This window comes from Streptomyces sp. NPDC029169 (assembly GCF_055563935.1).
Genome location: NZ_JBVHXA010000019.1, coordinates 1 through 14039 on the forward strand (window position 1 = coordinate 1; position 14039 = coordinate 14039).

A 14039-nucleotide genomic window follows, 5' to 3' on the forward strand; every position below is an offset into this window, starting at 1 on the left:
TGTGGCGGGTGGGGGGGAGAGGGGGAGGGAGGGAGGGGGGGGGAGGGGGGGGGGGTGGGAAGGGGGGCGGGAGGGAAAACCCCCCCCCCCCCCCCCGGGGGGGGGGGGGGGGGCGCCCCCCCCCCCCCCCCCCCCCCCCCACACTTTTCCTGCCGGAGCTAGTTGCCCGTCAGGCTCGCGATCAGTTCGTCGGAGGCCGCGTACGGGTCCAGCTCGCCCGCCACGATCCGCTCCGCCAGCGCGTCCAGGCGGCGGTCGCCGTGCAGGTCGCCGATGCGCTCGCGGAGCGCGGTGACCGCGATCGTCTCCACCTCGCGCGCCGAGCGCGAGCGGCGGCGCTCCGCCAGGACCCCGTGCTCCTCCATCCACGCGCGGTGCTTCTCCAGGGCCTCGACGACCTCGTCGATGCCCTCACCGCGCGCCGCGACCGTCTTGACGATCGGCGGGCGCCAGTCGCCAGGACCGCGCGCCTCGCCCAGGCCGAGCATGTGGTTCAGCTCGCGGGCCGTCGCGTCCGCGCCGTCCCGGTCCGCCTTGTTCACCACGTACACGTCGCCGATCTCCAGGATGCCCGCCTTAGCGGCCTGGATCCCGTCGCCCATGCCCGGCGCGAGCAGCACCACCGACGTGTCGGCCTGAGAGGCGATCTCCACCTCCGACTGCCCCACACCCACCGTCTCCACGAGGATCACGTCGCAGCCGGCCGCGTCCAGGACGCGGATCGCCTGCGGCGCCGCCCAGGCGAGCCCGCCCAGGTGGCCACGGGTCGCCATCGAGCGGATGTAGACGCCCGGGTCCGAGGCGTGCTCCGACATCCGGACCCGGTCGCCGAGCAGCGCTCCCCCGCTGAAGGGGGAAGAGGGGTCGACGGCCAGGACGCCGACCCGCTTGCCCGCCCGCCGGTACGCGGCGACCAGCGCGGACGTCGACGTGGACTTGCCCACGCCCGGCGAGCCCGTCAGGCCCACCACGTACGCACCACCGGTCAGCGGCGCAAGGGTCGCCATCACCTCGCGCAGCTGCGGGGACGCCCCCTCCACGAGCGAGATCAGCCGGGCCACGGCGCGCGGCCGGCCCTCCCGTGCCTGGGCGACCAGTTCGGGGACGTCCACCATGTGCCGAGCTCCTTGCCTGGGTGGGTTACTTGCCGGGTACGCGAACGATCAGAGCGTCACCCTGACCGCCGCCGCCGCACAGCGCCGCCGCGCCGACACCGCCGCCGCGCCGCTTGAGCTCCAGGGCCAGGTGCAGCACCACACGGGCGCCGGACATGCCGATCGGGTGGCCAAGGGCGATCGCGCCGCCGTTGACGTTCACCTTTTCCGGGGTAACGCCCAGGTCCTTCATTGACTGCACGGCGACCGCCGCGAACGCCTCGTTGATCTCGATGAGGTCGAGGTCCTCGACGCCCAGACCCTCCTTCTTCAGGGCGTGCTGGATCGCGTTGGACGGCTGCGACTGCAGCGAGTTGTCCGGGCCGGCCACGTTGCCGTGGGCGCCGATCTCGGCGATCCACTCCAGGCCCAGCTCCTGCGCCTTCGCCTTGCTCATCACGACCACGGCGGCGGCGCCGTCCGAGATCTGCGAGGAGGTGCCGGCGGTGATGGTGCCGTCCTTGGCGAAGGCCGGGCGCAGCTTGCCGAGCGACTCGACGGTCGTCTCGGCGCGGATGCCCTCGTCCTTCGAGAAGACGACCGGCTCGCCCTTGCGCTGCGGGATCTCGACCGGGGTGATCTCGGCCTCGAAGATGCCGTTCTTCTGCGCGGCGGCGGCACGCTGGTGCGACTGCGCGGCGATCTCGTCCTGCTCGGGGCGCTTGATGCCCAGGCGGGTGTTGTGCTTCTCCGTGGACTCGCCCATGGCGATGTTCTCGAAGGAGTCGGTCAGACCGTCGTACGCCATGCAGTCGAGCATCTCGATCGCGCCGTACTTGAAGCCCTCGCGGGACTTCGGCAGCAGGTGCGGGGCGTTGGTCATCGACTCCTGGCCGCCGGCGACGACCACGTCGAACTCACCCGCGCGGATCAGCTGGTCGGCGAGCGCGATGGCGTCCAGACCGGACAGACACACCTTGTTGATGGTGAGCGCCGGGACGCTCATCGGGATGCCGGCCTTGACGGCGGCCTGGCGGGCGGGGATCTGGCCGGCGCCCGCCTGGAGCACCTGCCCCATGATCACGTACTGCACCTGGTCGCCGCCGATCCCGGCCCGGTCGAGCGCGGCCTTGATGGCGAAGCCGCCCAGGTCGGCGCCGGAGAAGGACTTGAGGGAGCCGAGCAGCCGTCCCATGGGCGTACGGGCGCCCGCGACGATCACTGAGGTGGTACCGGTCGTTCCAGACATGAGGCACAGCCCCTTGGGATGAGGAGTGAACGAGGGTTTACCGCCAATGTACTGAGCGGTGCCGCACGAGGTCACCGGGCATCCAGTGTGACGGCGCGCACGTTGCGTAACCATCCCCCTAGCGCTGCACTGGAGGAATGCTGACGCGAATCGACCACATCGGGATCGCCTGTTTCGACCTCGACAAGACCGTCGAGTTCTACCGTGCGACCTACGGTTTCGAGGTGTTCCACTCCGAGGTGAACGAGGAGCAGGGCGTCCGCGAGGCCATGCTCAAGATCAACGAGACCTCGGACGGCGGCGCCTCGTACCTCCAGCTCCTGGAGCCCACCCGGGAGGACTCCGCGGTGGGCAAGTGGCTGGCGAAGAACGGCGAGGGCGTGCACCACATCGCCTTCGGCACCGCCGACGTCGACGGCGACGCCGAGGCCATCCGCGGCAAGGGCGTCCGGGTCCTGTACGACGAGCCCAGGATCGGCTCCATGGGCTCCCGTATCACCTTCCTCCACCCCAAGGACTGCCACGGCGTGCTGACCGAACTGGTCACGTCGGCCGAGCCGTCGGGCGACCACTCCTCAGCGGAGCACTGACCTCCGGATTCCTGGCCCGGTAGAGTGGGCGACTCCGGGCCGGGGCCGGTCGGTGCCGCATGCCATGCGGCGTCGAAGTCGGGGTATCCGATCTGCCACGATTCCCCGGGGGGCCGTTCTCCGGGGAACGGTGCTCGTTTGGAGTGTTGCGACCAGGGGACGGATGGGACCGCGCAGTGCGGGGCTACGAACACCAGGAGAGCCACCGAGCTGAAGACGACCATCTCTCGCGGTTCGAAGCCGAGATGGACCGGCTGAAGACCGAGCGGGAGAAGGCCGTCCAGCACGCCGACGACCTCGGTTACCAGGTCGAGGTGCTGCGCGCCAAGCTCCACGAGGCGCGCCGCACCATCGCGTCCCGCCCCGCCTACGACAGCGCGGACATCGGCTACCAGGCCGAGCAGCTGCTGCGCAACGCCCAGATCCAGGCCGACCAGCTGCGCCAGGACGCCGAGCGCGAGCTGCGCGAGGCCCGCGCCCAGACCCAGCGCATCCTCCAGGAGCACGCCGAGCACCAGGCCCGGCTCCAGGCCGAGCTGCACGCCGAGGCCGTCCAGCGCCGGCAGCGTCTGGACCAGGAGCTGGCGGAGCGCCGCCAGACCGTCGAGGCGCACGTCAACGAGAACGTCGCCTGGGCCGAACAGCTGCGCGCCCGTACGGAATCCCAGGCCCGCCGCCTCATGGAGGAGTCCCGCGCCGAGGCCGAGCAGGCCCTCGCCGCCGCCCGCGCGGAGGCCACCCGGCTCGCCGAGGAGACCCGGCACCGCGTCGGCTCGGAGGCGGAGGCCGCCCGTGCCGAGGCCGAAGCGATTCTGCTGCGCGCCCGCAAGGACGCCGAGCGGCTCCTGAACGCCGCGTCCACGCAGGCGCAGGAGGCCACCAGCCACGCCGAGCAGCTGCGGTCCTCCGCCACCGTCGAGACCGAGCAGGCCCGTCAGCAGGCCACCGAGCTGTCCCGCGCCGCCGAGCAGCGGATGCAGGAGGCCGAGGTCCGGCTCCGCGAGGCCCGCGCGGAGGCCGAGAAGGCGCTGGCCGAGGCCAAGGAGGCGGCCGCCAGGCAGCTGTCCTCCGCGGAGTCCGTCAACGAGCAGCGCACCCGTACCGCGAAGGCGGAGATCGCCCGGCTCGTCGCGGAGGCGACGAAGGAGTCCGAGACCCTCAAGGCGGAGGCCGAGGAGAAGCTCCGCGAGGCGAACGCCGAGGCCGAGAAGCTGATGGCGGAGGCCGCCGACAAGGCCCGTACGGTCGCGGCCGAGGACGCCGCCGCCGCGCTCGCCAAGGCGGCCCGTACCGCCGAGGAGGTCCTCACCAAGGCGTCCGAGGACGCCCAGGAGACCACCCGCAAGGCCTCCGAGGAGGCCGAGCGCATCCGCCGCGAGGCCGAGGCGGAGGCCGACCGGCTGCGCACCCAGGCCGAGGAGCAGGCCGACGAGTTCCTGGGCACGGCGAAGAACGACACCAAGGAGTACCGCGCCAAGACCGTCGAGCTCCAGGAGGAGGCGCGACGGCTACGCGGCGAGGCCGAGGGGCTGCGGGCGGAGGCGATCGCCGAGGGCGAGAAGATCCGCGGCGAGGCCCGGCGCGAGGCGCTCCAGCAGATCGAGGAGGCGGCCAGAACCGCCGAGGAGCTGCTCACCAAGGCCCGTACCGACGCCGACGAGCTGCGCGCGAGCGCGGGCGCCGAGGGCGACCGGGTCCGCTCGGAGGCGATGGAGCGCGCCCAGACGCTGCGTACGCAGGCCGAGGAGACGCTGGAGCGCACCCGCGCCGAGGCCGAGCGGATGCGCGCGGAGGCCGAGGAGCAGGCCGAGGCGGTCAAGGAGGCGGCCGAGAAGGCCGCCGCCGAGCTGCGCGAGGACGCCGAGCGGGCCGCCCGGGCCCGGCGCGAGGAGGCGGCCGAGGAGCTGACCCGGCTGCACACCGAGGCCGAGTCGCGGGTCGAGAGCGCCGAGCAGGCGCTGACCGACGCCCGTGCCGAGAGCGAGCGGCTCCGGCGCGAGGCCGCCGAGGAGACCGAGCGGCTGCGGAGCGAGGCCGCCGAGCGGATCCGTACGCTCCAGGCACAGGCCGAGCAGGAGGCCGACCGGCTGCGCACGGAGGCCGCGTCGGACGCGTCGACGGCACGCGCCGAGGCGGAGGCCGTGGCCGTACGGCTGCGGACGGAGGCGGCGACGGAGGCCGAGCGGCTGAAGTCGGAGGCCCAGGAGACCGCGGACCGGGTCCGTGCCGAGGCCGCGGCCGCCGCCGAGCGGGTGGCCGCCGAGGCCGCCGAGGCGCTGGCCGCCGCGCAGGAGGAGGCCAACCGGCGGCGCCGGGAGGCCGAGGAGACGCTGGAGTCGGCCCGCTCCGAGGCCGACCGCGAGCGCGAGCACGCCCGCGAGCAGTCCGAGGAACTGCTCGCCTCCGCCCGCAAGCGGGTGGAGGAGGCGCAGACCGAGGCGCAGCGCCTGGTCGAGGAGGCGGACCGGCGGGCCACGGAGATGGTGTCCGCGGCCGAGCAGACGGCCAAGGAGGTACGGGACTCCGTCGCCGGCCTCCAGGAGCAGGCCGAGGAGGAGATCGCCGGGCTGCGCAGCGCGGCCGAGCACGCGGCGGAGCGCACCCGTACGGAGGCGCAGGAGGAGGCGGACCGGGTCCGCGCCGACGCGTACGAGGAGCGGGAGCGGGCCACCGAGGACGCCAACCGCGTCCGGGAGCGCGCCCAGGAGGAGACCGACGCCGCGAAGTCGCTGGCCGAGCGGACGGTCGCGGACGCGATCTCCGAGTCGGAGAAGCTGCGCGCGGACACGGCCGAGTACGCCCAGCGGGTACGGACGGAGGCGACCGACGCGCTCGCCTCGGCCGAGCAGGACGCGGCCCGCACCCGCGCGGACGCCCGGGAGGACGCCAACCGGATCCGTTCCGAGGCGGCCACGGAGTCCGAGCGGCTCACGGCCGAGGCCGAGGAGCTGGTCACGCTCGCCCGCACCGAGGGCGAGCAGATCCTCGACGAGGCCCGCAAGGCGGCCGACAAGCGGCGCACGGACGCCGCCGAGCAGGCGGACACGCTCATCACGGAGGCCGCGGGCGAGGCCGAGCGGCTGACGGCCGAGGCGGAGGCGCTGCGGGCCGAGGCCGCGCAGCTGAAGACGGACGGCGAGGCGCACGCCCAGGCGCTGCGGGTCGCCGCGCTCGCCGACAGCGAGCGGGTCCTCGACGAGGCCCGCAAGGCCGCCGACAAGCGGCGCGCCGACGCGGCCGAGCAGGCGGACGCGCTCATCGGCGAGGCGACGAGCGAGGCCGAGCGCATCACCGCCGAGGCGGTGGCGCTGCTCGAGTCGACCGAGCAGGACGCGCTGCGGCTGCGGACCGAGGCCGAGCAGGTCAAGGCCGAGGGCGAGGCCGAGGCGGAGGCGCTGCGGGCCGCCGCCCGGGCGGACGGCGAGCAGGTCCTCGACGAGGCCCGCAAGGCCGCCGACAAGCGGCGCGCCGACGCGGCCGAGCAGGCGGACACGCTCATCACGGAGGCCACGAGCGAGGCCGAGCGGATCACGGCCGAGGCGGCCGACGAGGCGGAGCGGCTGCGGGCCGAGGGCGCGGAGAACGTGGGGCAGGCCCAGCAGGCCGCCGAGCGGATCCGGGCGGAGGCCGAGCGGGTCAGGGCGGACGCCGAGGCCGCGGCGGAGCAGATGCGCTCCGAGGCGCGCGAGGAGGCCGACCGTACGCTCGACGAGGCGCGCGAGGCCGGTGCCAAGCGCCGCTCGGACGCGGCCGAGCAGGCCGACCAGCTGATGGCGAAGGCCCAGGAGGAGGCGCTGCGCGCCACCACCGAGGCCGAGTCGCAGGCGGACACGATGGTCGGCGCGGCCCGTCAGGAGGCCGAGCGGATCGTGGCCGAGGCGACGGTCGAGGGCAACTCGCTGGTGGAGAAGGCCCGTACGGACGCGGACGAGCTCCTGGTGGGCGCGCGCAGCGACGCGACGGCCATAAGGGAGCGGGCGGAGGAGCTGCGCGCCCGGATCGAGGGCGAGATCGAGGAGCTGCACGAGCGGGCGCGGCGCGAGACGGCCGAGCAGATGAAGACGGCGGGCGAGCGCGTCGACAAGCTGGTGAAGGCCGCGGAGGAGCAGCGGGCCGACGCCGACAAGAAGTCCAAGGAGATGCTCTCCGATGCGAGTTCGGAGGCGAGCAAGGTCCGGATCGCCGCGGTGAGGAAGGCCGAGGCGCTGCTCAAGGAGGCCGAGCAGAAGAAGGCCTCGCTCGTCGGCGAGGCGGAGAAGATCAAGGCCGAGGCCGAGGCGGAGGCCGAGCAGATGATCTCCGAGGGCAAGCGCGAGCTGGATGTGCTGGTGCGCCGGCGCGAGGACATCAATGCCGAGATCTCCCGTGTCCAGGACGTCCTCGAAGCGTTGGAGAGTTTCGAGGCACCGTCCGTGGGGACGAAGGATGGGGTCAAGGCGGGTGTTTCGGCAGGGGCGACACGTTCGAGTGGCAAGTCCTCCGATGGCTAGCCACTCAAAAGGCTGGACATTCTCCAGATCAAACGGGCATCCGCTCGATGACACGCCGCTTCGGCCCCTAGGATTCCCCCTAACACCTCACCGGTCTCATTCGACAGGAACCCCATGAGCGACACTTCCTCCCCCTTCGGCTTCGAGCTCGTGCGGCGTGGTTACGACCGCGGTCAGGTGGACGACCGCATTACCAAGCTCGTCGCCGACCGTGACAGTGCTCTGGCCCGAATCACCTCTCTGGAAAAGCGCATCGAGGAGCTCCACCTCGAGACGCAGAACGCCCAGGCCCAGGTCTCCGACGCCGAGCCGTCGTACGCCGGTCTCGGCGCCCGCGTCGAGAAGATCCTCCGCCTCGCCGAGGAGGAGGCGAAGGACCTGCGCGAGGAGGCCCGTCGCGCCGCCGAGCAGCACCGCGAGCTGGCCGAGTCGGCCGCGCAGCAGGTGCGCAACGACGCCGAGTCGTTCGCCGCCGAGCGCAAGGCGAAGGCCGAGGACGAGGGCGTCCGGATCGTCGAGAAGGCGCAGGGCGAGGCCAACTCGCTGCGTGGCGAGGCGCAGAAGGACGCGCAGTCCAAGCGCGAGGAGGCGGACGCCCTCTTCGAGGAGACCCGCGCCAAGGCCGCCCAGGCCGCCGCGGACTTCGAGACCAACCTGGCCAAGCGCCGGGAGCAGTCGGAGCGCGACCTGGCCTCGCGTCAGGCCAAGGCCGAGAAGCGCCTCGCCGAGATCGAGCACCGCGCCGAGCAGCTCCGCCTGGAGGCCGAGAAGCTGCGTACCGACGCGGAGCGCCGCGCCCGCCAGACGGTGGAGACCGCGCAGCGCCAGGCCGAGGACATCGTGGCCGACGCGAACGCCAAGGCCGACCGGATCCGCTCGGAATCGGAGCGCGAGCTGGCGGCGCTGACGAACCGCCGCGACTCGATCAACGCCCAGCTGACCAACGTCCGCGAGATGCTGGCGACGCTGACCGGTGCCGCCGTGGCGGCCGCCGGCTCCCCGATCGACGACGAGCCGTCCACCCGCGGCGTCCCGGCCCAGCAGACCCGCTAACGGGAACGTCCCGGCCCAGCAGGACCGGCAACCGGAACGCGAACGCCCGCAAAACCCTCCGCCATTCCAGTGGCGGAGGGTTTTTCGCGCCCTTAGGTTGGTACGCATGATCGAGCTCGAGGCGCTGACGAAACGGTTCGGTACGAAGACGGCGGTCGACCATCTCTCCTTCCAGGTACGGCCCGGCGTCATCACCGGCTTCCTCGGGCCCAACGGCGCGGGCAAGTCCACGACCATGCGCATGATGCTCGATCTGGACAATCCGACCAGCGGAACGGTCCGGATCGACGGCAAGCACTACCGCGACCTCCAGGAACCGCTGAAGTACATCGGCGCCCTGCTCGACGCCAAGGCGATGCACGGCGGCCGCTCCGCGTACAACAACCTGCTCTGCCTCGCCCAGTCGAACCGCATCCCGGAGAGCCGGGTCGGCGAGGTCCTCGATCTGGTCGGCCTGACCCCGGTCGCGAGAAAGAAGTCGAAGGGCTTCTCCCTCGGCATGGGCCAGCGCCTGGGAATCGCCTCGGCGCTGCTCGGGGATCCCGAGATCCTGATGTTCGACGAGCCCGTCAATGGTCTGGACCCCGAGGGAATTCACTGGATCCGCAATCTGATGAAGGCGCTCGCCGCCGAGGGCCGGACGATCTTCGTTTCCAGCCATCTGATGAGTGAAATGGCTCTGACGGCCGATCATCTGATCGTGATCGGGCAGGGAAAACTGCTGGCCGACACGTCGATGGCGGATTTCATCCACCAGAATTCGCGGAGCTACGTACGGCTCCGCTCGCCGCAGCAGGAGCGGCTGCGGGACGTGCTGCACGCCAACGGGTTCACGGCCGTCGAGGCGGGCAACGGCACGCTGGAGGTGGACGGCACCACCACCGAGAAGCTCGGTGAACTGGCCGCGGAGAACGGGCTCGTGCTGCACGAGCTGAGCTCCCAGCGCGCCTCCCTGGAGGAGGCCTTCATGCAGATGACCGCCGCCGCGGTCGAGTACCACGCGCACGGCACCGACGTACACGCGGCGGACGCGCCCGGCCCCCGCTGGGGCGACACCACCAAGGGAGCCTGAGCGATGGCAGCGGTATCGGCGGTCCTCCAGTCGGAGTGGACCAAGATCCGGACGGTCTCGTCGACGGTCTGGACCCTGGCGAGCGCGCTCCTGGTGACGGTGGCGATGAGCGCGGCCCTGTGCGCCCTGCTGAAGTCGACCTTCGACGATCTCTCCGAGATCGAGCAGGCGACCTTCGACCCGACCTTCGTCAGCTTCTCCGGGATGGTGCTCGGGCAGCTGGCGATGGTGGTCTTCGGCGTCCTGGTGGTCGGCACGGAGTACAGCTCGGGTATGATCCGCACCTCGCTCGCGGCCGTCCCGCAGCGGGCGACCTTCATCTTCTCCAAGATCACGGTGGCCGGGGCGCTCGCCCTGATCGTCGGTCTGGCGACCAGCTTCCTGTCGTTCTTCCTCGGACAGGCTCTGCTGGGCGAGCACCGCACGACGCTGGGCGCGGACAACGTCCTGCGGGCGGTCGTCGGCGGCGGGCTCTACATGGGTCTTATCGCGATCTTCTCGATGGGTGTGGCGACGATGCTGCGCTCCTCGATGCTCTCGCTCGGCATCCTGGTGCCGTTCTTCTTCCTGGTCTCGCAGATCCTCTCGGCGGTCCCGAAGGCGAAGGAGGTGGCGCTCTACTTCCCCGACCAGGCCGGATCCAAGATCATGCAGGTCGTTCCGGACGCCATGAACACGGAGAGGGCGCCGTACGGACCCTGGGGCGGTCTGGGGATCATGCTGATCTGGGTGGCGGCTGCGCTGCTCGGCGGCTACGTGGTGATGAAGAAGCGGGACGCGTAGGGGAAGGGACCCGCGGGGGGCGAGGGGAACGGTCAGGTCACGGTTCTGGCGGGGGCGCAACCGTCAACGGCTGGATAAGCTCCTAGCTCATACGGGGGTTCCGGCCATCGGCCACGGCCCCGACGACCTGACCTGTCGATGGGGCTGGAGAATGATCGAGGCAGTCGGCCTGACGAAGCGCTACGGCGCCAAGACGGCCGTGTACAACCTTTCCTTCCACGTGCGGCCGGGCACCGTCACCGGCTTCCTCGGCCCCAACGGCTCCGGCAAGTCGACGACGATGCGCATGATCCTCGGGCTCGACCGGCCGACCTCCGGGCACGTCACGATCGGCGGCCACCCCTTCCGGCAGCTGCCGAACGCACCCCGCCAGGTGGGCGCTCTGCTCGACGCCAAGGCCGTGCACGGCGGGCGGAGCGCCCGCAGCCATCTGCTGTCGCTCGCCCAGCTCGCCGGGATCCCGGCCCAGCGGGTCGACGAGGTCCTCGGGGTCGTCGGCCTCCAGGACGTCGCCAAGCGCCGCTCCAAGGGCTTCTCGCTGGGCATGGGGCAGCGTCTCGGCATCGCCGCCGCGCTGCTCGGCGACCCGCAGGTGCTGCTCTTCGACGAGCCGGTCAACGGTCTCGACCCCGAGGGCATCCTCTGGGTCCGCAATCTGATGAAGAAGCTGGCCTCCGAGGGCCGGACCGTCTTCGTCTCCAGCCACCTCATGAGCGAGATGGCGCTGACCGCCGACCACCTGATCGTGATCGGCCGCGGCCAGCTCATGGCCGACATGAGCGTCAAGGACTTCATCTCGGCGAACTCCGCGGACTTCGCCCGCGTACGGACGCCGCAGACCGAGCCGCAGCAGCGGGAGAAGCTGACCGCCGCGCTGATCGAGGCCGGCGGCCAGGTGCTGTCGGAGCCGGACGGCGCGCTGCGGGTGACCGGTCTGCCGCTGCCCCGGATCAGCGATCTGGCGCACGACGCGGACGTACGGCTCTGGGAGCTGTCCCCGCACCAGGCGTCGCTGGAGGAGGCGTACATGCGGATGACGCAGGGCGCCGTGGACTACCGCTCCACCGAGGACCAGCTGGCGCATCTCCAGCCGCCGCAGCCCCACGGGGCCGGGTACGCCGCGCCGCCGCAGCCGGTGGTCCCCGAGGTGCCGCAGCAGGGCTGGTACGCCCCGCCGCCGCCCGGACAGAACCCGTACACCACGCAGCAGCAGAGCGAGCCTGCGCAGAACGCCACGAACGCCGAGGACGCCCGATGACCACCCCGTACTCGTACGTCTCCCCCATCCCGGTGCGCCGGGCGCACCTCGGTGACGCGCTGGCCTCGGAGTGGACCAAGATCCGTTCCGTGCGCTCCACGATGTGGACGCTGGGCGTGATGGTGCTGCTGATGCTGGGCATCGGCCTCGGCGTCGCGGCCATCGTGGCCAACTCGCAGGTGTCCACGGAGGGCGAGTCGGCGCTCGGTCTCGGCTTCTTCGGTGTGCTTCTCGGTTCGATCTGCGTGATCACGCTGGGCGTGCTGACCGTCGCCTCGGAGTACGGCACGGGCATGATCCGTACGACGCTGACGGCCTGCCCGAGCCGCGCCCGGGTGCTGACGGCGAAGGCGATCATCTTCTTCCTGCTCGTCTTCACCATCACCACGGTCACCGCGACGGTGGTCGCCCTGGCGCAGGTGGCGATGGTGGACGCCGCGGAGCCGACGGGCGCGGAGTGGCTGCGGGCCACGGTCGGCGTGGGGCTGTTCGTCGCGCTGCTCGGGCTGCTGTCGCTGGCCATCGGCGCGATCATCAGGCACTCGGCCGGCGCGATCACCATCATGATCGGCATCCTGCTGCTGCCGCTGGTGGCCGCCATGTTCATGTTCTCGGAGTCGCTGGCCAAGGTCCAGGAGTGGCTCCTCGACTACGCGATCCCGAGCCAGCTCATCGCGCTGTACGCGGGCAAGTCGGCGATGACGCAGTCCGGGCCCGCGGGCTGGGACCCGGTGTGGATCCTGCTGGCTCTCACGGTCGCGGCGATGGGCGGCGCGTACGCCCTCCTGAACAGCCGGGACGTCTGACGGCGGATCCGGGCCATCGGATCCAAGATCCTGGACATTGGATCCAAGATCCGACCGCCGGTCAGTACTTCGGCGCGTTACGGGACCGCTGCACCCTCGTGGTGCGGCGGTCCTTCGCGTTCCAGCAAGCCTTGTGCCAGTGGCGACGGTCCTCCACTCCCCCGAACTCGGGCCAGGCCACCACGTGCGGGGCGCCGCCGGGGATCTCCTGGTCGCAGCCCGGGCAGCGGTAGCGCTTGCCGGGGGCGCTCGCGCCGGCGACGTGCCGGACGAACCACTCCTCGCCCTGCCAGGTCTCGCTGCGCTGCGACCCTCCGTACCGGTCGCCCGAATCACCCTGAGGATCGGGCTTCTCACCGCCATGGGGACGGTTGCGACGCGGAGACACGTAATCACCTCACGGGGCCGGGAGCACGGAACGTTCCATCAAGCCTACGGGCCGCGACGGAGTGGCCCGTCCCACCCGCCAGGCCGAATCAGCGGAAAATCGCAAGAACTTCAGGAGAGGCCGTTGCCTTTGGCACGTGTCAGACGTTGTTGCCAGTACGAGGGGGAGATCCGCGTCGGCCGCAAGGAGGCAGAAGGCGATGCGCGTGGGTACGTTTGTTCTGGCCGCCCAGTTCCCGGGCCAGGGCCAGGGCGAGGCGCTGCACCGGGCGGTGCGGACCGCCGAGGTCGCCGAGGAGGCGGGGCTCGACTCCGTCTGGCTGGCCGAGCACCATTTCGTTCCGTACGGCGTCTGTCCGTCGGCCGTGACGCTCGCGGCGCTGCTCCTGGGGCGGACGCGCCGACTCCGGGTCGGCACAGCGGTCAGTGTGCTGCCGACGGTCCATCCGGTCGCCCTGGGCGAGCAGGCCGCCCTGCTCCATCTCACCTCGGGAGGCCGGTTCACGCTCGGCGTGGGCCGAGGCGGGCCCTGGGTCGACCTGGAGGTGTTCGGCGCGGGCCTGAAGGCGTACGAAGAGGGCTTCCCGGAATCGCTCGACCTGCTGCTGCGCTGGCTGACCGAGCCCCGGGTCTCCGCCGAGGGAGAACGATTCGCCTTCCGCGAGGTCGCCGTCGTCCCGCGCCCCGGCGAGCTCATCGGCGGGGACACGGCGCCCGAGGTGGTCCTCGCCTGCACCTCCCCCAAGAGCGTCGAGCTGGCCGCCCGACGCGGGCTGCCGATGCTGCTCGGGATGCACTGCGGCGACGAGGAGAAGGCCGAGATGGTGGCCGCATGGGAACGTTTCTCCAGGGACGCGGGCCGCGACCCCGACGAGATCGCGCGGATCGGCGCCGGCCATGTCTCGGCGGGCGTCGCGCAGCTCGCGGACGGTACGGCGGAGGCGGCCGAGGCGCTGGTGAAGGCGATGCCCGGCTGGCTGAAGCAGGGCCTCGACGCCCATGTGACCGTGGACGGCCGGCACCGCGCGATGCGGGACCCCGTCGCGTACACGGAGCTGCTGTGCGGGCTGCACCCCGTGGGCACGCCACGGCTCGCGGCGGACCGGCTCGCGGCGACCTCCGAGCGTACGGGCATTACGCGCTTCGCGCTGCTCGCCGAGGGCACGGGCGATCTCGCGGCCACCGAGGAGAACGTACGGCGGCTCGGCGCAGAGGTGCTCCCCCTGCTGGTCTGAGTCCATGAATCCATGAGTCGGG

11 protein-coding genes are annotated in these 14039 nt (G+C 71.9%); 8 read left to right on the top strand and 3 right to left on the bottom strand.

The features are described 5' to 3' along the window. Positions 1–158: 158 nt before the first annotated feature. Positions 159–1115 carry a methylmalonyl Co-A mutase-associated GTPase MeaB gene (meaB, locus tag ACZ4VI_RS29005; RefSeq protein ID WP_468003961.1) on the bottom strand — a complete coding sequence of 319 codons (957 nt, stop codon included), beginning with the start codon at positions 1113–1115 and terminating at the stop codon, positions 159–161. Positions 1116–1140: 25 nt separating this feature from the next. Then, positions 1141–2343, bottom strand: coding sequence for an acetyl-CoA C-acetyltransferase (locus ACZ4VI_RS29010; RefSeq protein WP_468003963.1), 1203 nt, complete (start codon positions 2341–2343; stop codon positions 1141–1143). A gap of 137 nt (positions 2344–2480) precedes the next feature. Here ACZ4VI_RS29010 and mce point away from each other — a divergent pair, with 137 nt between their 5' ends. The 7 genes from mce to ACZ4VI_RS29045 all read left to right on the top strand — a co-directional run bounded on the left by mce (position 2481) and on the right by ACZ4VI_RS29045 (position 12395). Then, complete coding sequence (mce, locus tag ACZ4VI_RS29015; protein ID WP_468003965.1) at positions 2481–2933, top strand: methylmalonyl-CoA epimerase; 453 nt, start codon at positions 2481–2483, stop codon at positions 2931–2933. A 176-nt stretch (positions 2934–3109) separates the two neighbouring features. Beyond that, complete coding sequence (scy, locus tag ACZ4VI_RS29020) at positions 3110–7423, top strand: polarized growth protein Scy (RefSeq protein ID WP_468003967.1); 4314 nt, start codon at positions 3110–3112, stop codon at positions 7421–7423. Positions 7424–7537: 114 nt separating this feature from the next. Next, on the top strand, positions 7538–8476 hold the full coding sequence (locus tag ACZ4VI_RS29025; RefSeq protein WP_468003969.1) for a cellulose-binding protein: 939 nt from the start codon (positions 7538–7540) through the stop codon (positions 8474–8476). Between the two features lie 106 nt (positions 8477–8582). Next, positions 8583–9548 (top strand): ABC transporter ATP-binding protein, encoded by a 966-nt coding sequence (locus tag ACZ4VI_RS29030; RefSeq protein ID WP_468003971.1) that lies wholly within the window; start codon positions 8583–8585, stop codon positions 9546–9548. Positions 9549–9551: 3 nt separating this feature from the next. Beyond that, positions 9552–10331 carry an ABC transporter permease gene (locus tag ACZ4VI_RS29035; RefSeq protein WP_468003973.1) on the top strand — a complete coding sequence of 260 codons (780 nt, stop codon included), beginning with the start codon at positions 9552–9554 and terminating at the stop codon, positions 10329–10331. Positions 10332–10482: 151 nt separating this feature from the next. Further along, the gene (locus ACZ4VI_RS29040; protein WP_468003975.1) at positions 10483–11589 is read left to right on the top strand and encodes an ABC transporter ATP-binding protein; all 1107 of its coding nucleotides are present in this window, start codon (positions 10483–10485) and stop codon (positions 11587–11589) included. Then, the gene (locus ACZ4VI_RS29045; RefSeq protein ID WP_468003977.1) at positions 11586–12395 is read left to right on the top strand and encodes an ABC transporter permease; all 810 of its coding nucleotides are present in this window, start codon (positions 11586–11588) and stop codon (positions 12393–12395) included. The genes ACZ4VI_RS29040 and ACZ4VI_RS29045 overlap by 4 nt, the downstream gene beginning before the upstream one ends. Positions 12396–12456: 61 nt before the next feature. Here ACZ4VI_RS29045 and ACZ4VI_RS29050 read toward each other — a convergent pair whose 3' ends face one another. After that, complete coding sequence (locus tag ACZ4VI_RS29050) at positions 12457–12783, bottom strand: ATP/GTP-binding protein (protein ID WP_468003979.1); 327 nt, start codon at positions 12781–12783, stop codon at positions 12457–12459. 199 nt (positions 12784–12982) lie between these two features. Between ACZ4VI_RS29050 and ACZ4VI_RS29055 the strand changes: the two genes are divergently transcribed. Then, a complete protein-coding gene (locus tag ACZ4VI_RS29055) occupies positions 12983–14017 on the top strand; it encodes an LLM class flavin-dependent oxidoreductase (RefSeq protein WP_468003981.1) in 1035 nt (344 codons plus the stop codon). Positions 14018–14039 lie beyond the last annotated feature (22 nt).